The sequence below is a fragment of the Actinomadura sp. KC345 genome, assembly GCF_004348515.1.
Classification (GTDB): domain Bacteria; phylum Actinomycetota; class Actinomycetes; order Streptosporangiales; family Streptosporangiaceae; genus Spirillospora.
Window position 1 is genome coordinate 28,238 of the sequence record NZ_SMKH01000025.1, and the last position, 17,528, is coordinate 45,765.

The 17,528-nt window shown below is 72.4% G+C and carries 18 protein-coding genes and 1 riboswitch; of the genes, 5 read left to right on the forward strand and 13 right to left on the reverse strand.

Annotation, left to right across the window (positions count from 1 at the left end; translation table 11 throughout):
- Nucleotides 1–58: 58 nt before the first annotated feature.
- Nucleotides 59–847 carry a class I SAM-dependent methyltransferase gene (locus tag E1281_RS06780; protein ID WP_131876281.1) on the forward strand — a complete coding sequence of 263 codons (789 nt, stop codon included), beginning with the start codon at nt 59–61 and terminating at the stop codon, nt 845–847.
- On the opposite strand, the gene glyA is transcribed toward E1281_RS06780, so the two are convergent.
- Nucleotides 844–2,115 carry a serine hydroxymethyltransferase gene (glyA, locus tag E1281_RS06785; protein WP_131876282.1) on the reverse strand — a complete coding sequence of 424 codons (1,272 nt, stop codon included), beginning with the start codon at nt 2,113–2,115 and terminating at the stop codon, nt 844–846. The genes E1281_RS06780 and glyA overlap by 4 nt on opposite strands.
- Nucleotides 2,116–2,168: 53 nt before the next feature.
- A riboswitch (ZMP/ZTP riboswitch) is annotated at nt 2,169–2,255 on the reverse strand.
- 102 nt (nt 2,256–2,357) lie between these two features.
- Here glyA and E1281_RS41725 point away from each other — a divergent pair.
- The gene (locus E1281_RS41725) at nt 2,358–2,657 is read left to right on the forward strand and encodes a hypothetical protein (RefSeq protein ID WP_243716667.1); all 300 of its coding nucleotides are present in this window, start codon (nt 2,358–2,360) and stop codon (nt 2,655–2,657) included.
- A 612-nt stretch (nt 2,658–3,269) separates the two neighbouring features.
- Here E1281_RS41725 and E1281_RS06795 read toward each other — a convergent pair.
- The 6 genes from E1281_RS06795 to gap all read right to left on the reverse strand — a co-directional run bounded on the left by E1281_RS06795 (nt 3,270) and on the right by gap (nt 8,014).
- A complete protein-coding gene (locus E1281_RS06795) occupies nt 3,270–3,761 on the reverse strand; it encodes an Lrp/AsnC family transcriptional regulator (RefSeq protein WP_131876284.1) in 492 nt (163 codons plus the stop codon).
- Nucleotides 3,762–4,038: 277 nt separating this feature from the next.
- Nucleotides 4,039–4,410: an RNA polymerase-binding protein RbpA gene (locus tag E1281_RS06800; protein WP_131876285.1), complete on the reverse strand. Its 372-nt coding sequence runs from the start codon at nt 4,408–4,410 to the stop codon at nt 4,039–4,041.
- Between the two features lie 81 nt (nt 4,411–4,491).
- On the reverse strand, nt 4,492–4,734 hold the full coding sequence (secG, locus tag E1281_RS06805) for a preprotein translocase subunit SecG (RefSeq protein ID WP_131876286.1): 243 nt from the start codon (nt 4,732–4,734) through the stop codon (nt 4,492–4,494).
- A gap of 138 nt (nt 4,735–4,872) precedes the next feature.
- Nucleotides 4,873–5,682, reverse strand: a complete 810-nt coding sequence (gene tpiA / locus E1281_RS06810; protein ID WP_131876287.1) for a triose-phosphate isomerase — start codon at nt 5,680–5,682, stop codon at nt 4,873–4,875.
- A 3-nt stretch (nt 5,683–5,685) separates the two neighbouring features.
- Nucleotides 5,686–6,873, reverse strand: a complete 1,188-nt coding sequence (locus E1281_RS06815) for a phosphoglycerate kinase (protein ID WP_131876288.1) — start codon at nt 6,871–6,873, stop codon at nt 5,686–5,688.
- Nucleotides 6,874–7,009: 136 nt separating this feature from the next.
- Nucleotides 7,010–8,014: a type I glyceraldehyde-3-phosphate dehydrogenase gene (gap, locus tag E1281_RS06820; RefSeq protein ID WP_131876289.1), complete on the reverse strand. Its 1,005-nt coding sequence runs from the start codon at nt 8,012–8,014 to the stop codon at nt 7,010–7,012.
- 226 nt (nt 8,015–8,240) lie between these two features.
- Between gap and E1281_RS06825 the strand changes: the two genes are divergently transcribed.
- Genes E1281_RS06825 through E1281_RS06835 form a run of 3 tightly spaced genes read left to right on the forward strand, consistent with a single transcriptional unit; the run spans nt 8,241 to nt 11,537 of the window.
- Nucleotides 8,241–9,053 carry a hypothetical protein gene (locus tag E1281_RS06825; protein WP_131876290.1) on the forward strand — a complete coding sequence of 271 codons (813 nt, stop codon included), beginning with the start codon at nt 8,241–8,243 and terminating at the stop codon, nt 9,051–9,053.
- Complete coding sequence (locus E1281_RS06830) at nt 9,050–10,339, forward strand: hypothetical protein (protein ID WP_131876291.1); 1,290 nt, start codon at nt 9,050–9,052, stop codon at nt 10,337–10,339. The genes E1281_RS06825 and E1281_RS06830 overlap by 4 nt, the downstream gene beginning before the upstream one ends.
- The gene (locus E1281_RS06835) at nt 10,329–11,537 is read left to right on the forward strand and encodes a hypothetical protein (protein WP_131876292.1); all 1,209 of its coding nucleotides are present in this window, start codon (nt 10,329–10,331) and stop codon (nt 11,535–11,537) included. The genes E1281_RS06830 and E1281_RS06835 overlap by 11 nt, the downstream gene beginning before the upstream one ends.
- Nucleotides 11,538–11,541: 4 nt before the next feature.
- Here E1281_RS06835 and whiA read toward each other — a convergent pair whose 3' ends face one another.
- The 6 genes from whiA to E1281_RS06865 all read right to left on the reverse strand — a co-directional run.
- Nucleotides 11,542–12,522 (reverse strand): DNA-binding protein WhiA, encoded by a 981-nt coding sequence (gene whiA, locus E1281_RS06840; protein WP_131876293.1) that lies wholly within the window; start codon nt 12,520–12,522, stop codon nt 11,542–11,544.
- A 62-nt stretch (nt 12,523–12,584) separates the two neighbouring features.
- Nucleotides 12,585–13,565 (reverse strand): uridine diphosphate-N-acetylglucosamine-binding protein YvcK, encoded by a 981-nt coding sequence (gene yvcK / locus E1281_RS06845; RefSeq protein WP_131876294.1) that lies wholly within the window; start codon nt 13,563–13,565, stop codon nt 12,585–12,587.
- A gap of 27 nt (nt 13,566–13,592) precedes the next feature.
- Nucleotides 13,593–14,471, reverse strand: coding sequence for an RNase adapter RapZ (gene rapZ / locus E1281_RS06850; protein WP_131876295.1), 879 nt, complete (start codon nt 14,469–14,471; stop codon nt 13,593–13,595).
- Nucleotides 14,468–16,483: an excinuclease ABC subunit UvrC gene (uvrC, locus tag E1281_RS06855; protein WP_131876296.1), complete on the reverse strand. Its 2,016-nt coding sequence runs from the start codon at nt 16,481–16,483 to the stop codon at nt 14,468–14,470. The genes rapZ and uvrC overlap by 4 nt, the downstream gene beginning before the upstream one ends.
- A gap of 148 nt (nt 16,484–16,631) precedes the next feature.
- Complete coding sequence (locus E1281_RS06860; protein ID WP_131876297.1) at nt 16,632–17,126, reverse strand: Rieske (2Fe-2S) protein; 495 nt, start codon at nt 17,124–17,126, stop codon at nt 16,632–16,634.
- Between the two features lie 104 nt (nt 17,127–17,230).
- Nucleotides 17,231–17,528: Rieske (2Fe-2S) protein (locus E1281_RS06865; RefSeq protein WP_131876298.1), on the reverse strand; the 298-nt coding region annotated here is incomplete at its 5' end.

Below are 17,528 nucleotides of genomic sequence, written 5' to 3' on the forward strand. Positions count from 1 at the left end.
ACACGGTGACGTGGCCGCCGCGTGACACGCGGGCCGGGCGCGCTGGCAGGATGGCCGGGTGACCGGCATCTACGACGACCCCTGGGCGTACGAGCTGGCGTGCTCGTTCCGCGACGTGCCCGCCGAGGTGGACGTCCTGCTCGCCTGGTGCGCCGCCCACCGCGCGGCGGGGCGCCCCGGGACGGTGCTGGAGCTGGCCGCCGGTCCCGCCGAGCACGCCCGCGAGTTCGCCCGCCGCGGGCCGGCCGCGACCGCGCTCGACCTGAATCCGGAGATGTGCGCCCACGCGGCCCGCGAGGCGCGGCGCGACGGGGTGGGGCTGGAGGTCGTCCAGGACGACATGACCCGGTTCGACCTGGGCCGCCGCTTCGACCTCATCGTGACCATGCTCGACTCCACGTCCCATCTGATGACGGTGGACGCGTTCGTCGCGCACCTGCGCCGGGCCGCCGCGCATCTGTCCCCGGACGGCCTGTACGTCGTCGAGATGTCGCACCCCCGGGACCGGCTGAGCGACGACCCGACCGTCAGTACCGGCTGGACGGTCGAGCGCGACGGCGTCCACGCCAGCGTGCGCTGGGGCGAGCCGACCGACCGGCTCGACCCGGTGACGCAGATCGCCGACGACCACGTCACCATGACGATCACCGGGGACGGCGCCGCGCGGGTGCTGCGCGACGTCGTCCCCTACCGGTTCTGGACGGCCACCGAGCTCGACGCCGTCATCCGCCTGGCCGGCGGGCTGGAGGTCGTCGCGCAGTACGGCGACTTCGGGGCCGGCGAGGACGCGGTGGCCCTCACCGACCCCGGAGCCTGGCGCATGATCACCCTCCTGCGCGGCCGTTAGGGCGTGGTCGACCAGCCCGGCATCGGGTACGCGGCGAGCATCTCGCGGATCTGGCCGGCGACCCGCTCGACGACCGTCTCGTCCTGCTTGGCGGCGGCTTGGACGACCTCGTCGATCCACGCCGCGACCTGCGGCATCTGCGCCTCCTCCAGCCCGCGGGTGGTGATCGCGGCGGTGCCGAGCCGCAGCCCGGACGGGTCGAAGGGCTTGCGCGGGTCGAACGGGACCGCGTTGTGGTTCAGCTCGATGCCGGCGCGGTCGAGGGCCTTCGCGGCGGGCTTGCCCGCAACGCCCTTGTTCGTCAGGTCGATCAGGATCAGGTGGTTGTCGGTGCCGCCGGAGATCAGGTCGTAGCCGCGCTCCAGCAGCGCGGCGGCCAGCGCCCCGGCGTTCGCGACGATCCGCCGCGCGTACCCGGAGAAGTCCCGCCGCGCGGCCTCCTTGAGCGCGACGGCGATCGCGGCGGTGGTGTGGTCGTGCGGACCGCCCTGCAGGCCGGGGAAGACCGCCTTGTCGATCGCCTTCGCGTGCTCGGCCGTCGACATGATCATCGCGCCGCGCGGGCCGCGGAGCGTCTTGTGGGTGGTGGTGGTGATCACGTCGGCGTGGCCGGCCGGGGACGGGTGCGCGCCGCCCGCGACCAGGCCCGCGATGTGCGCGATGTCGGCGGCCAGCACCGCGCCGGTCTCGCGGGCGATCTCCGCGAACGCCGGGAAGTCGATCGTCCGCGGGATCGCGGTGCCGCCGCACCAGATGAGCTTCGGCCGCTCCCTGAGGGCAAGGTCGCGGACCTCGTCCATGTCGACGCGGCCGGTGTCGGCGCGCACGTCGTACCGGACGGGCGTGAACCACTTGCCGGTGACCGACACCGACCAGCCGTGCGTGAGGTGCCCGCCCATCGGCAGCGACAGGCCCATCACCGTGTCGCCGGGGTCGAGGAACGCCGTGTAGACGGCGAGGTTCGCGGGCGACCCCGAGTAGGGCTGGACGTTGGCGTGCTCGACGCCGAACAGCTCCTTCGCCCGGTCGATGGCCAGCAACTCGATCGGGTCGACGTTCTGCTGCCCCTCGTAGTACCGCTTGCCCGCGTAGCCCTCGGAGTACTTGTTGGTCAGGACGGAGCCGGTGGCCTCCAGGACGGCCGGCGACACGTAGTTCTCCGAGGCGATCAGCCGGAGCTTCTCGTACTGGCGGCGCGCCTCGGCCTCCACCAGTCCGGCGATCTCGGGGTCCTGGGCCTGCAGACGGGGTACGGCCGGTTCGTGCATCGTGAGCCTCCGCGCTGTTCGCGCCGGGACTTCGGGCGCCCCGGCGAAGGGGACCCGTACACCCAGGCGCGCGGCGTGCGGACTACTCTCGCTCCCCGGTGGTCGTCTCCACCTTGACTGCGCCAGTCGCGTAGCCGCCATCATAGCGAGCCCTCCGCCGCCCGTGGGGCGGCCGCGCGGGGAACGAGACGACGAACAGGCCGCCCAGCAGGAGCAGCGACCCGGCCGCGACCGGACCCGACATGCGCTCACCGAGGAGGAGGATCGCGAGTCCGGCGGCCACGAGCGGCTCGACGAGGCTGAGCGTCCCGGCGGCGGCCGCGGTCACCCGGCCCAGCCCGGTGACGAAGCACATGTACGCGGCGGCCGTGGCGGCGATCCCGAGCCACGCCACCAGCGCCGCGGAGCGGTGCTGCGCGAGGGCGGGCAGCTCGGCCAGCGTCCACGGCAGCAGCGCCGCTCCCCCGGCGAGCAGGGTCACCGACACGCCGGCGGCCATCCCCGCGTCGCGACCGGTGAGGATCTTGGCCGACACGGTGTAGACGCCGAAGCACGCCCCGCCGGCGAGGCTCAGCGCGATCCCGGCCGGGTCGGCGTGGACGGCGGAGCCGGGGACCGTCATCAGCGCGACGCCGCCGACCGCGCACACCGTCCCCGCCCACCAGCGGCGGGTCAGCCGGGACCCCAGCGCGATCCGTTCGCAGAGCCCCGCCGAGACCGGCGCGAGCCCGAACACCACGGCGGTCGCGACGGCCGCGCCCGTGAGGTTCACCGAGCTGAAGAACGCCGCCTGGAACGTGCCGGTCGCCGCGGAGGCGGCCGCGAGCGGCGCCCACGTCCGCCGCGACAGGGTCCGGAACGCCCGCCGCCTCGTCACGAGCACCAGCGCGGCGAGGACGAGCCCGCCGGAGAGGATCCGGGCGCCGCCGATCGCCACCGGTCCCGCGGACGACCCGGCCATCACCTGCGCCGGCCCGACCGTCCCCCAGAGCACGCCCGCCGTGAGCACCAGCAGGACGCCGGACGAGTTGTTTCGTCGATCCATGCGCCCGAAGCTAGGAGAACATACGACGATCAACGCGTCGGAGCGCAGTTCCTTCGGACTGCCAGAGGGATGCCGTCACACCTTCGCCGACAGGCACGCACACGCGAGATCAGGTGTAGGACGTTCGCCCTTCACGCCTTCCCGGCACCGGAAGTTCGGCCTGCTCCACCGGCTGGACGTAGTCGTAGACGACCGTTGTCCGGACGTCCACGAACTCTTTGCGCCGCGCCAGCCGGTCGAGCACGAAGTCACGCAGGTAAGCGGTGCTCGGAACGGCCACATGAACGAGCAGGTCCTCGTTTCCCGTCACCACGAACACCCCGACGGCCTCGGGCATGGCGGCCATGCCGTCCCGCGCGGACTCGATCGCCTCCCGCGACTGCGGCCGGATGCGGATCGAGATCAGCGCCTGCACCCCGCGTTCGAGCCGCTCGAAGTCGACGGCGGCATGGAACCCGGTGATGACGCCCCGAGCCCGCAACGCGCGCGTCCGCTCCAGCGCGGTGGACGGCGCGATCCCCACCGCCTCCGCCAGTTCCCGGTTCGTCTGCCGCCCGTCCCGCTGCAACCGCCGCAGGATCGCCTGGTCGACCGCGTCCATGGAGCACCCTCCCCGAGATCACCGGCACACCCCGAACCCCACACGCAAAAGCGCGCCCGGACGTGCCTCACCCCGAAGAATATTCGAAGGACGCGGAGACATCGGCCATCGCCCCAGTCGGCACCAACCTGAGCACTCGCCGAAGGCAGGTTGCGAGCGAAGCGAGAAACCTGATCGCGCAGCGAGCCGGAGCGATGCAGCGATCGCACCGTGGTTTCCGCCGAAGGAGGGCCCCCAGGGCCCGACGCCAAGGGAACTGCAAACGAACACGGCGGCTTCAGCGGCCGGCGGCCTCCAGGGCCTGCTTGACGGCGGCCCGCTTCTCGCGGAGCTTGGCGAGCGCCTCTTCGAGGATCGCCTCGCCGTCCTCGTCGCTGCGGCGCTCCTTCACGTAGGCCAGGTGCGTCTTGTACGGCTCGGTCCTCGGCGGGGCCGGAGGGTTCTCCGAGTCCTGCCCGGCCGGGAAGCCGCAGCGCGGACAGTCCCAGGTCTCGGGGACCGCGACGTCGGTCGCGAAGCTGGGGCGGGTCTCGTGCCGGTTGGCGCAGTAGAACGTCACCCAGACGCGGGGGGCCGCGTCGCCGCGCTCTGCCTCTCCCATCGGACCGGCCCCGACGCGGCTGCCCCGAATCGCGTTGCCACTACCCACGGAGTACTCCTCGCTCAGTGTTTCCGCCGCTCCCGTGTCCTGCCGGGACGGCGCGTCGCTCGCATGTGCCGGACGGGCGGTTCAGCCCGAGGCGTCGCCCTTGAGCAGCAGCCCGAGGACGACGACGGAGGCGAACCAGATCACGCCGACGCCGACGGTCAGGCGGTCGAGGTTGCGCTCCACCACCGACGATCCGCCCAGGGACGTCGAGATGCCGCCGCCGAACATGTCCGACAGTCCGCCGCCCTTGCCCTTGTGCATGAGGACGAGGACCACCATCAGCAAGCTCGAGGTGATGAGCACGATGGACGTTGCGATGATCACGATTCTTCAGCGCCTTGTCTTCGTAGTTCAGGACGGCGGGTCGGGCCGGGCGGTTTACCCGTCAGGTACGAAGGGTACGACGAACCATCGGCTGGTTCGGCAAGAACCCCCAGTTGAAACAGAATTGATCAGTTTTGATCAGACGGGGAGATCCCGGTACCGGCAGATTTTGACGAACTCTCCCGGGTCCAGGCTGGCACCACCGACCAAGGCGCCGTCCACATCGTCCTGCGCCATGAGCTTGGCGACGTTGTCGCCCTTGACCGAACCGCCGTACAGGATACGCACCTGGTCGGCCAGTCCGCCGTCGTACAGGTCGGCGAGCCGCGTCCTGATGGCGGCGCAGACCTCCTGCGCGTCCTGCGGGGTGGCGACCTCGCCGGTGCCGATGGCCCAGACGGGCTCGTAGGCGATCACGGTGCGCCGCACCTGGTCCGCGGGGATCTTCTCCAGCCCGCCGTCCACCTGCTCCAGGACGTGTGCGACATGTCCGCCGGACTTGCGGACCTCCAGGCCCTCGCCCACGCACAGGATCGGCGTGATGTCGGCGGCGAGCGCGGCCTTGGCCTTGGCGTTGACGACCGCGTCGTCCTCGGCGTGGTACTGGCGGCGCTCGGAGTGCCCCACGGCGGCGTAGGCGCATCCCAGCTTGGCGAGCATCGCGGCGGAGATCTCGCCGGTGTAGGCGCCGGAGGCGTGCTCGGAGACGTCCTGCGCGCCGTACTGGATGCCGAGCTTGTCGGCGTCGACGAGCGTCTGCACCGAGCGGATCGCGGTGAACGGCGGGAGCACGGCGATGTCGACGGCGTCGTGGTCGGCGTCCTTGAGCGCGAACGCCATCTTCTGCACGAGCTTGATCGCGTCGAAGTGGTTGTTGTTCATCTTCCAGTTGCCCGCCATGAGCGGCTTGCGTCCGCTCTGCGAGCCGGAAGGGTTCTTGGGCGCCATCGGTCAGTCCTCCAGGGCCTGCAGGCCGGGCAGCGTCTTGCCTTCGAGGTATTCGAGGCTCGCGCCGCCGCCGGTCGAGATGTGGGAGAAGGCGGCCTCGTCGAAGCCGAGCCGCCGCACCGCCGCGGCGGAGTCGCCGCCGCCGACGACGGTGAACGCGCCGGAGTCGAGGAGCCCCTGCGCGACGGCGCGGGTGCCGTGCGAGTAGGGCTCCATCTCGAACACGCCCATCGGGCCGTTCCAGAACACCGTGCGGGCGTCGGCGAGGCGCGCGGCGAACAGCTTGCCGGACTCGGGGCCGATGTCCAGGCCGAGCCGGTCGGACGGGATCGCGTCGGCGGCGACCACGCCGTGCTCCGCGTCGGCGGCGAATGCGGTGGCGGCGACGATGTCGACGGGGAGCACGAACTCCACACCGGCCTCTTCGGCCCGCCGCAGGTACTCGCGGACGGTGTCGAGCTGGTCCTCCTCCAGGAGGCTCTTGCCGACCTCGTGCCCCTGGGCCTTGAGGAAGGTGAACACCATGCCGCCGCCGATCAGGATGCGGTCGGCCTTGCCGAGCAGGTTGTCGATCACCCCGAGCTTGTCGGACACCTTGGAGCCGCCGAGCGCGACGGCGTAGGGGCGTTCGACGTCCTGGGTGAGCCGCTTCAGCACCTCGACCTCGGCGGCGATCAGCCCGCCGGCGGCGTGCGGCAGCCGCTCCGGCACGTCGTAGACGGAGGCGTGCCCGCGGTGGACGGCGCCGAACCCGTCCCCCACGTAGCACTCGGCCAGCGCGGCGAGCCGGTCGGCGAACGCGCCGCGCTCGGCGTCGTCCTTGCTGGTCTCGCCCGGCTCGAAGCGCAGGTTCTCCAGCAGGGCGACGCCGCCGTCCGCGAGGCCGTCCACGGCGGCGCGGGCCGAGTCGCCGACCACGTCCCGGGCGGCCGCCACGTCCGCGCCGAGCAGCTCACCGAGCCGTTCGGCGACCGGGGCCAGCGAGAACTCGGGCTTGACCTCCCCCTTGGGGCGGCCGAGGTGGGCGCAGACGATGACCTTGGCGCCCCGGGCCCGCAGCGCCTCGATCGTCGGCAGGCTCGCCCGGATCCGCCCGTCGTCGGTGATGGCGCCGTCCTGGAGCGGGACGTTCAGGTCCGCGCGGACGAGCACGCGCTTCCCGGCGACGTCGAGATCGTCAATGGTGCGCATCGGTTGTCCGGTGTCCTTCCGTACACGGCCGCGCCGTGGCCGCGCGCCTCACGCGCGGCCACGGCGCCGGTAGCCAGAGGTCAGTGTCGTCTCCGGGGGCGGACCCCCAGGCCCCCGGGGCTCCGCCCGGAAGCGCTCAGAGCTGCGAGCCGACGAGCTTGACCAGGTCCACGAGGCGGTTGGAGTAGCCCCACTCGTTGTCGTACCAGCCGACGACCTTGACCTGGTCGCCGATGACCTTCGTCAGTCCGGAGTCGAAGATGCAGGAAGACGGGTCGGTGACGATGTCGGCGGAGACGATCGGGTCCTCGGTGTAGGTGAGGTAGCCCTTCAGCGGGCCCTCGGCCGCGGACTTGAACGCCTCGTTGACCTCCTCGGCCGTGACCTCGCGGGAGACGGTGACGGTGAGGTCGGTGGCGGAGCCCGTCGGCACCGGGACGCGCAGCGCGTAGCCGTCCAGCTTGCCGTTCAGCTCCGGCATCACGAGGCCGATGGCCTTGGCGGCGCCGGTGGAGGCCGGCACGACGTTCAGCGCGGCGGCGCGGGCGCGGCGCAGGTCCTTGTGCGGCCCGTCCTGGAGGTTCTGGTCCTGCGTGTAGGCGTGGATCGTCGTCATCAGGCCCTTCTCGATGACGAAGGCGTCGTTCAGGACCTTGGCCAGCGGAGCCACGCAGTTCGTGGTGCAGGACGCGTTGGAGATCACCGTGTGGTTGGCCGCGTCGTACTTGTCCTCGTTCACGCCCAGGACGACGGTGACGTCCTCGTTCTTCGCCGGCGCGGAGATGATCACCTTCTTCGCGCCGTTGTCGGCGTGCACCCTGGCCTTGGTCGCATCGGTGAAGAACCCGGTGGACTCCACGACGATGTCGGCGCCGACGTCGCTCCACTTCAGGGCGGCGGGGTCGCGCTCGGCGAACGCCTTGACGCTCTTGCCGCCGACGACGATCTCGTCGGCGGTGGCGCGCACGTCCTCGGGGAAGCGGCCGAGGATACTGTCGTACTTGAGCAGGTGGGCAAGCGTGGCGTTGTCGGTCAGGTCGTTGACCGCCACGATCTCGATGTCGGCTCCGGACGCCTTCACGGCACGGTAGAAGTTGCGGCCGATCCGGCCGAAACCGTTGATGCCTACTCGGATGGTCACGGAACGGCTCTCCTCGCACATCGATAGCGCCCGGCGTCGTCCGGGCTGTCAACTACGGTCGATCCGGGGATCTCCCCTGCCCCTCGACCCTATCCAATGACCGGCGGGTAGCTTGCCACCGGCGGCGTGGGATTCCCGGGGGGAGTCCACCTTCCCCCGGCCGGGGGATTCGTCCGCCTCCGTCCGCCTCACGGGCACGCGCGGATCATCACTACAATCCCGGTCCATGTGGCGCGCGCGGTTTGTCCTGATCATGACGGGGGCGCTCGCGTGCCTGCTCACCACCCCGGCCGCCGCGTTGGAGCGTGCCGAACCGGTGAGCCGCGCCGACCACCTCGCGGCGGAACTGCGCCGGAACCCCGTCTACGTCACCGACCACGCCCCGCGCGTGCTGCCGCCCGACGCCGCCGAGCGGATCAAGGCGTCCGTCGCCCGGCTCGGCGTGCCCGCGTTCGTCGCGGTGACCCCCACCACCGACCTCGGCCGCGGTGGCGCCACCGCCGCGGACCTCATCGCGCTCCTGCGCGACCGGATGCGCGAGGACGGGATCTACCTCGTGTTCTCCCCGTCCGTAGGCGACGCGGCCGTGCGCCAGTTCGGCAGCGCCCGGCGCCTGCCGGTCGAGCAGGCCTGGCGGGCCACTCAGCTGGAACTGCCCTACGACGCGCCCGCGCCCGAACAGGTCGCGCGGTTCGTCGACATCGCGCTGTCGGGCAAGGCGGAGGAACGCGCCGACGCGAAGGGCCCCAGGCCGAAGTCGGAGGTCCGCAAGAGGCTGGACGCCGACGACGCCGCGGACCGCCGGGCGACGTACGTGGAGTGGGGCGTGTTCGGCGGGGGCGCCGCGCTCAGCGGCGTCCCCTTCCTGGCCCTCCTGATCCGCCGCCGCACCCGCCGGGCGAGCCCGCAGCAGACCAAGAGGAAGCAGGCCGAGAAGAGACCTGCGCAGAAGAAACCGGCGAAGGGCAAGCAGACGAGCAGCAAGCAGGTGGGCGGCAAGCAGGCGGGCAAGAAGTCGAAGAACAAGGGGCGCCGATGAGGCGGGCCGGCGTCCAGGCGCTCCTCTGCGTCGTCGTCCTCACGGCCCTGGCCGTGTGGCCGGGCGCCGCCGCGGCCGCGGACGACCCCCCGCACGCCGACGACCGCGTGAACAGGGTCGCGGCCGCCCTCGGGAAGAGTCCCCTGTTCGTCGACCCCGATGTCGGCAACGCTCTGGACGAGTCCGAGCGCGACCGGGTCGAGCGGGCCATCGGCGTGACCGCACGGCGGCTCGGCGTCCCCGCCTATGTCGTCGTCATCCCGAACCCGACCGACTCGGAGTCGCAGGGGCGCGCCGAGCCGTTCCTGTTCGCCGTCCAGGAGCGCGCCAAGCGCGACGGGCTGTACGTGATGGTCGATTCGCGCGGCTACATGGAATCGGAGGCGTTCCGTGTCCCGCGCCGGTACAGGTACTCCATGCTGGACGAGGAGGAGAACGGGCCGGGAAGCTGGAAGCCCGCCGACACCAAGCGTCCGTTCGAGGGGCTCGCGGAACGGATCACCGAGCGGTTGAACGCCTACGCCGCGGCTCCTCCGGCGTCCCCCACCATGCCGACCCTGTACTCCACCCCGGAGCCGTTCGGGGAGGAGAACACCTTCACCGCGAGCGACCCCGAGATCCAGGCCCCCTTTTTCACCGGTCTTCTCCTGGCCGGGCCGATCGCCGCCCCGCTGCTGTACTGGCTCGGCCTCGGCGTCCTCGCCCTGCTGGGAATCCGCGGCGCCCCCCGGGACAGGCGGAGGGTCCTGAGGCACAACTGGACCGGGACCAAACCCGGCATGCGCCGGTTGCGCCGCCAGGGCGCCAGGGAACTGGAGCGGCTTCGCCGCCTGCTCGCCACGGCCGACGCCGAGGGCGGACGCCCCTACGCCGTGTCCGCCTACGACGCCGCCCAGATCCTCTACGACGACGCCAAGGACGACGAGAACCGCGCCATCGACCTCGTCGGCGCGATCGTCCTCGCCCGCCAGGGGTGCATCGCCCTGTTCCGGGACACCGCGTCGCCTCCCCCGCCCTGCGTGGTGAACCCGCTGCACGGCGAGTCCACCGTGCGCAGGCACGTCCCGAAGGTCGACGGCCGCCTGCCCAGGCCGTGTCCCCTCTGCGCGGCCTGCGGGGAGCTCGACAAGCGAGGCGGGCTGACCGTCGCGAACCTCCTCCGGGTCCCCGGGCCGGGCGGCCGCCGCCCCCACACCGCGGTCCCCGGCGTGTGGCGGGACGAGGCGTGGGGCGCCGCCGGCACGAAGTTCCTTCCCCGTGTGATGAGGTATCTCGGTGTTGACTGAACCGTCCCCCGGCGAGCGGCTGGCCGCCGCGCTCCGCCGCTCCCCGATCCACGTCGACCCGTCGCTGGAGTCCGCGCTCCCCCGCGCGGAGCGGCGCAGGCTCATCGCCAAGTTCGAGAAGGTTCCGGCGCCCGTCTTCGTCGTGCTGGTCCCGCTGGTCGAGGGCGGCATCTGGACCGGCGGCGAGCAGCTGGCGACCGTCGTCCACGACCGGCTGGGCCGCGACGGCATCTTCATCACCTTCGACGACGACGTCCAGGACCTGGCCGCCCACGAGTGGGGCGGCGAGTACCAGGCCGCCGACGCCGCCCGCGCCGTCAGGTTCGACCGCGCCATGGACGGCGCGCCGCTGGCCGTCCGCCTGTCCCGCATCGCCGACTTGATCGTCTCGGGGACGGGCACCCGGGAGTACAAGCGCGTCTCCGAAGAGCTGAGCAGGCGGGTCGAGCGGATCCGTGAGAGGGACGGCGGGGCCGCGCCGGACGACGACGGCGGCGGCCTCGCTCTCCCCCTGGGCGCCGCCGGTGTCGCCGCGGCCGGTGTCGCGGGCCTCGTGCTGTGGCGGCGCCGCCGCATGGCGGCCGTCAGCCGCGAGGGCGACGGCCTCCTGATGCCCCGGACGGTGTTCGCCACCGCGAGCCGGGCCAGCGAGGACCAGCTCCGCGAGCAGGCCTCCCGCGAGGTCATCGCGTTCGGTGAACTCCTCGACGAGAGCAGCACCCCCACCGCGGACGAGCGGGCCCGCACCCTGACGACCCGGGCCCTGGACGCCTACCAGGCCGCGGGCAAGACCCTGGACTCGGCCCGCGGCGTCCCCGACCTCGCCGGCGTCCTCGTCCTGCTGGACCAGGGCCGCGACGCCCTCGCCTCGGCCCAGGCGGTCGCGAAGGGCAAGCCGGAGATCCCCCCGATGCCCCTGTGCTTCTTCAACCCCCTGCACGGGGACGCCACGACCAAGCTCGACTGGCGCCCCATCGGCTCCCGCAAGCGCCTGCACATCCAGACGTGCCGCGCCTGCGCCCGCACGACGCGCCGGAAGCAGACCCCGGACGTCCTCCTGGACCACCGCGACGGCCGCGACGTCCCCTACTACGAGGCCGACCCGTCCGAGAGCGTCTGGGCCGAGACCGGCTACGGCCAGCTCCGCGACGACCTGATCCACAGGGTGCTGAGAGGCGATCTGAACAGGACCGACTGAACCGTTACGGCGCGAGCATGTCGGCGGTCAGGTTGGCGTCGGTGCCGGGGATGCCCTGGTCCCCGGCGCGCTTGTCGGCCATGGCGAGGAGGCGGCGGATGCGGCCGGCGATGGCGTCCTTGGTGAGCGGCGGGTCGGAGAGCTGGCCGAGCTCCTCCAGGGACGCCTGCTTGTGCTCCAGCCGGAGGCGGCCCGCGCTGACGAGGTGCTCGGGCGCGTCCTCGCCGAGGATCTCCAGGGCGCGGGCGACGCGGGCGCCGGCGGCGACGGCCGCGCGGGCCGAGCGGCGCAGGTTGGCGTCGTCGAAGTTGGCCAGCCGGTTGGCGGTGGCGCGGACCTCGCGGCGCATGCGGCGCTCCTCCCAGGCGAGGACGCTGTCGTGGGCGCCGAGGCGGGTGAGCAGCGCGCTGATGGCGTCGCCGTCGCGGACGACGACGCGGTCCACCCCGCGGACCTCGCGCGCCTTGGCATGGATCTTGAGGCGCCGGGCGGCGCCGACCAGGGCGAGCGCCGCCTCGGGGCCGGGGCAGGTCACCTCAAGGGACATGGACCGGCCGGGCTCGGTGAGCGAGCCGTGCGCCAGGAACGCGCCGCGCCAGGCGGACTCGGCATCGCATGCCGCGCCCGCGACGACGTGCCGGGGCAGGCCGCGGACGGGCCGGCCGTTGTTGTCGATGAGGCCGGTCTGCCGGGCGAGCGACTCGCCGTCGCGGAAGACGCGGACGACGTAGCGGTTGCCCTTGCGCAGGCCGCTCGGGGCGAGCACGACGACCTCGGAGGTGTGCCCGAACACCTCCGCGATGTCCTTGATCAGGCGCCGTGCCGCGACGCCGGTGTCGATTTCGGCCTCGATCACGATCCGCCCGCTGACCAGGTGCAGACCCCCCGCGAAGCGCAGCAGCGTCGAGACCTCGGCCTTGCGGCAGCACGGCTTCATGACCGTGAGCCTGCTCAGCTCGTCCTTGACCACACCGGTCATCGCCATCTGATGAACCCCTCCCCCTATCGGACTCCCAGCAGTCTGGCCGATCCCGGCCCCGCGGGTCGTCAGTCGGTGAATATCTGTACGAAGGCTTGGGCCAGACGGGCGGGTTCATGACGCGGCGAGCCGTCGTCGGCGGCGACGTCGGCGAGGACGAGGCGCCCGCCGATCTCCTGGACGGCCTTGTCGAGGGCCGCGGGATCGTCCACCACACCGCCGTCCGCGAGGACGACGTCCACGCTGAGGCCGGGCGCGTGGGCGCGCAGGACCTCCAGGTGGGTCTGGGGGGAGAAGTCGTCGGTCTCGCCGGGCTGCGGCGCGAGGTTCAACGCGACCACGCGGCGGGCGCGGGAGGAGGTGAGGGCGCGGGCCAGCGCGGGCACCTTGAGGTGGGGCAGGACGCTCGTGAACCAGGAGCCGGGGCCGAACACGATCCAGTCGGCGTCCTCGACGGCGGCCAGGGCCTCGGGGCACGCGGGCGGATCGGCGGGGACGAGGGACACCCCGAGGACGCTGCCGGGCGTCCGGGCGCACGCGACCTGCCCTTTGACGTGGGTGACCTCGTCGGGGCGGGACGGGTCGGCGCCGCGGACCTCGGCGACGATGTCCATCGGGACGGCGGCCATCGGCAGGACCCGGCCGTGCGCGCCGAGGAGCCGGCCGACCCAGTCGAGGCCGGCGACGGTGGAGCCCGGCCCGCCCGCGGCGTCCGGCGCCACCTCGCCGAGCAGTTCCCACAGGGCGACGATGAGGAGGTTGCCGACGGCGTGGCCGCGCAGGTCGCCCTCGCTGCCGAAGCGGTGCTGCACCACGTCCCGCCAGGTCTGCCCCCACTCGTCGTCACCGCACAGGGCGGCCAGCGCCATGCGCAGGTCGCCGGGCGGGAGCACGCCCAGCTCACGGCGGAGCCGCCCGCTCGATCCGCCGTCGTCGGCGACGGTGACGATCGCGGTCAGCCGGTCGGTGACGCGGCGCAGGGCCGACAGCGAGGCGTAGAGGCCGTGGCCGCCGCCGAGCGCGACGACCTTCGGGCCGTGGGGCTTCACCGTGCCGTTACTCTCCTCGTCCGGGGATCACTCGCGGCCGAGGTCACGGTGGGCGACCTGGACCTCGATGCCCTCGTCCCGCAGCCGGGCGGCGATCTGCTCCGCCATGGCCACACTACGGTGTTTGCCGCCGGTACATCCCACGGCGAGGGTCACGTAGTGCTTGCCCTCGCGCTCGTACCCGCCGGCGAGAAGCCGCAGGACCTCGGCGTAGGCGTCCAGGAACTCCTTGGCGCCGGGCTGGCCGAGGACGTAGTCGCGGACCGCGGTGTCGCGGCCCGTCTTCGGCCTCAGCTCGGGCACCCAGTGCGGGTTCGGCAGGAACCGGCAGTCGACGACGAGGTCGGCGTCGACGGGCAGGCCGTACTTGTAGCCGAACGACACGACGGTCGCGCGCAGGCTCGACTCGCCGGTGTCGTTGCCGAAGAAACCGATGATCTTGTTGCGCAGCTCGTGCACGTTGAGCCCGCTGGTGTCGATCACCAGGTCGGCCTCGGCGCGGACCTCGCGGACCAGCTCGCGCTCCCGCGCGATGCCGTCGACGAGGCGCCCGTCGTCCTGCAGCGGGTGGGGGCGCCGGACGCTCTCGAAGCGGCGCACGAGGTCGTCGTCGCCGGCCTCCAGGAACACCACGCGCGGGTGGACGCCCCGCGCCTCCAGCTCGGCGATCGAGGAGTGCAGGTCCTCGGTGAAGGCGCGGCTGCGGACGTCGACGACGACGGCGATGCGGGGGACGGCGTCCTTCACCCGGCCGCCGAGGTCGGCCATCGTCGCCAGCAGCCCGGGCGGCAGGTTGTCGACCACGAACCAGTCGAGGTCCTCCAGGGACTTGGCCGCGGTGCTGCGGCCCGCCCCGGACATGCCGGTGACTATCACGATGTCCGGAATCTTCGTCTCAGTGGTCATGGCCGTCTCCCCCTGTGCTCCCCGTCTCCGCCCGTGCCCGCGCCGCCGTCCCGGTCCCGGGAGTCCCCGCCGGAGTTCCCGGGCGGGGCGGCGGCGCCGTGCAGCGCCGCGACGATTCCCTCGGCGCTGCGCATGCCGATCCCCGGGACCTCGGCGACCTGCTCGGGCGTCGCGTCCTTCAGCCGCTTCACCGAGCCGAAGTGTTTCAGCAGCGCCGCGCGGCGCGCCGGGCCCAGACCCGGAACGTTATCGAGTTCGCTCACCGTCATGGACCTGGACCGCCGCTGCCGGTGGAAGGTGACGGCGAAGCGGTGCGCCTCGTCGCGGACCCGCTGCACGAGGAACATGCCCTCGCTGTTGCGCGGCAGGATCACCGGGTCGTCCTCGCCGGGCAGCCACAGCTCCTCCAGCCGCTTGGCGATCCCGCAGACCGCGATGTCGTCGACGCCCAGCTCGTTCAGCGCCCGCTGCGCGGCGGCCGCCTGCGGCGGCCCGCCGTCGACGATCACCAGGTTGGGCGGGTAGGCGAACTTGCGCGGCCTGCCGGTCTCCGGGTCGATCGGCTGGTGGGCGCCATCCTCGTCGGGGTCGCCCAAGTGATCGAGCTCGCCCATCTTCTCGCTCTCGGCGAGGTAGCGCTTGAACCTGCGGGTGATGACCTCGTGGATGGAGCGGACGTCGTCCTGCCCCTCGACGGCCTTGATCGTGAACCGGCGGTACTCGCTCTTGCGGGCGAGGCCGTCCTCGAACACGACCATGGACGCGACCACGTTCGTGCCCTGCAGGTTGGAGACGTCGTAGCACTCGATGCGCAGGGGCGCGTCGTCCAGTTCCAGCGATTCCTGGATCTCCTGCAGCGCCCGGCTGCGGGTGGTCAGGTCGGACGCGCGGCGCGTCTTGTGCTGCTTGAGCGCCTCGTGCGCGTTGCGGGCGACGGTCTCCAGCAGGGACTTCTTGTCGCCGCGCTGCGGGACGCGCACCCGGACGGGCCCGCCGCGCTGCTCGGACAGCAGCTCGGCCATGGCGTCCTCGTCCGGCGGCAGCGCGGGGACGAGCACCTCGCGCGGCACCGACTCGCTCTCGCTGTAGATCTGGATGAGGAAGTGCTCGACCAGGTCGGAGGTGGTGACGTCCTCCACCTTGTCGACCACCCAGCCGCGCTGCCCGCGGATGCGCCCGCCGCGCACGTAGAAGACCTGGACGGCCGCCTCCAGCTCGTCCTCGGCGAAGGCGATCATGTCGCAGTCGGTGGAGTCGGCGAGGACGACCGTCTGCTTCTCCAGGGCGCGTTCCAGGGCGCGGATGTCGTCGCGGAGCCGGGCGGCGCGCTCGTACTCCTGGGACGCGGCGGCCTCGCGCATGTCGCGTTCGAGGCGCCTGGTGAAGCGGGTGGTGTGGCCCGCCATGAAGTCGCAGAAGTCCTCGGCGAGGAGGCGGTGCTCCTCCGGGGAGACGCGGCCGACGCACGGCGCCGAGCACTTGCCGATGTAGCCGAGCAGGCAGGGCCGGTCGAGCTGGTGCTGCCGCTTGAACACGCCGGCGCTGCACGTCCGGACCGGGAACACGCGCAGCAGCTGGTCGACCGTCTCCCGGATCGCCCACGCGTGGGAGTACGGCCCGAAGTAGCGCACGCCCTTGCGCTTGGCACCGCGCATCACCATCACCCTCGGGAACTCCTCGTTCAGGGTGACGGCCAGATACGGATAGGACTTGTCGTCGCGGTAGCGGACGTTGAACCGCGGGTCGAACTCCTTGATCCAGGAGTATTCGAGCTGGAGCGCCTCGACCTCGGTGCCGACGACGGTCCAGTCGACCCGGGCGGCGGTCTGCACCATCGTCTGCGTGCGGGGGTGCAGGGCGGCGAAGTCGGCGAAGTAGGAGTTCAGGCGCTGGCGCAGGCTCTTGGCCTTGCCAACGTAGATGACCCGGCCGTGCTCGTCGCGGAATCGGTACACCCCGGGGGACTCCGGTATGGAGCCCGGTGCGGGTCGGTAGGTCGCCGGATCTGCCACGCTCAGAAGCCTAGTGGGCCGTACCGACACGCCGCGCGCCCGCGCGTCCCGTCCCGGGGTGACGGAGATCTCCACGTCCGCGAGCACCGTTCCCGCCCGGACCGGCGGGCCGCCCCGGACCGGGACGGCCCGCCGTGCACCGGGACGCTCAGGCGAGCATGATCTGGTCGCCCTGGACGGTGATCTGCCTCTCCTCCAGGGGCTTGTCCGCCGGCGGGCTCGCCACCGACCCGTCGGCGATCTTGAACTTGCTGCCGTGGCAGGGGCAGTTGATCATGCCTCCCGACACCGAGTCGACGCTGCACCCCTTGTGCGTGCACGCCGCGGAGTACGCCTTGAACTCGCCCTGCGCCGGCTGGCACACCACGACCTTCGCGTCCTCGAAGACCCTGCCGCCGCCGACCGGGATCTCACTGGCGGACGCGAGGGCCCCGCCTGCGCCGGCGCCTCCGCCGCCGGAGTCCCCGCCGCCGGAGCCGCCGGTGTCACCGCCGTCGTCGGACCCGCCGCACGCCGCCGCCAGCCCGGCGATGCCCGCGAGCCCCGCACCGAGGAGGACGCCCCGGCGGGTGTTGCCCCCGGCCGGCGTGTCCCCCGGCGCCTGCTCCGCTTCGTCCACCCGCGTCTCGGACTCCTGTGGCATGTGCACCCCTCCGGTGACCTCATTCGGTTCCTGTGTGTCACCAGGGAGCACGGATGCGCGACCGCGATGGTTCAAACCAGAACCAATTCGCCGGGTGACCGTGCTCAGGTGACGACGATGCCGCCGTTGCGGACCTGGACGGGGTACTCCCGCAGCGGCTCCTCCGCGGGGCCCTTCTGCACCGAGCCGTCCGCGACCTTGAACTCGCTGCCGTGGCAGGCGCAGTTGATCAGCCCGTTCCGCACGCTGCCGACCGTGCAGCCCTGATGCGGGCAGACCGCCGTGAACGCCTTGAACACGCCCTCGCTCGGCTGGGTCACCACGACCTTGTCGTCGCCGTACACCTTCCCGCCGCCGACGGGGATGTCGGCGGCCTTCGCGATCTCCTGCCCCTTGAGATCC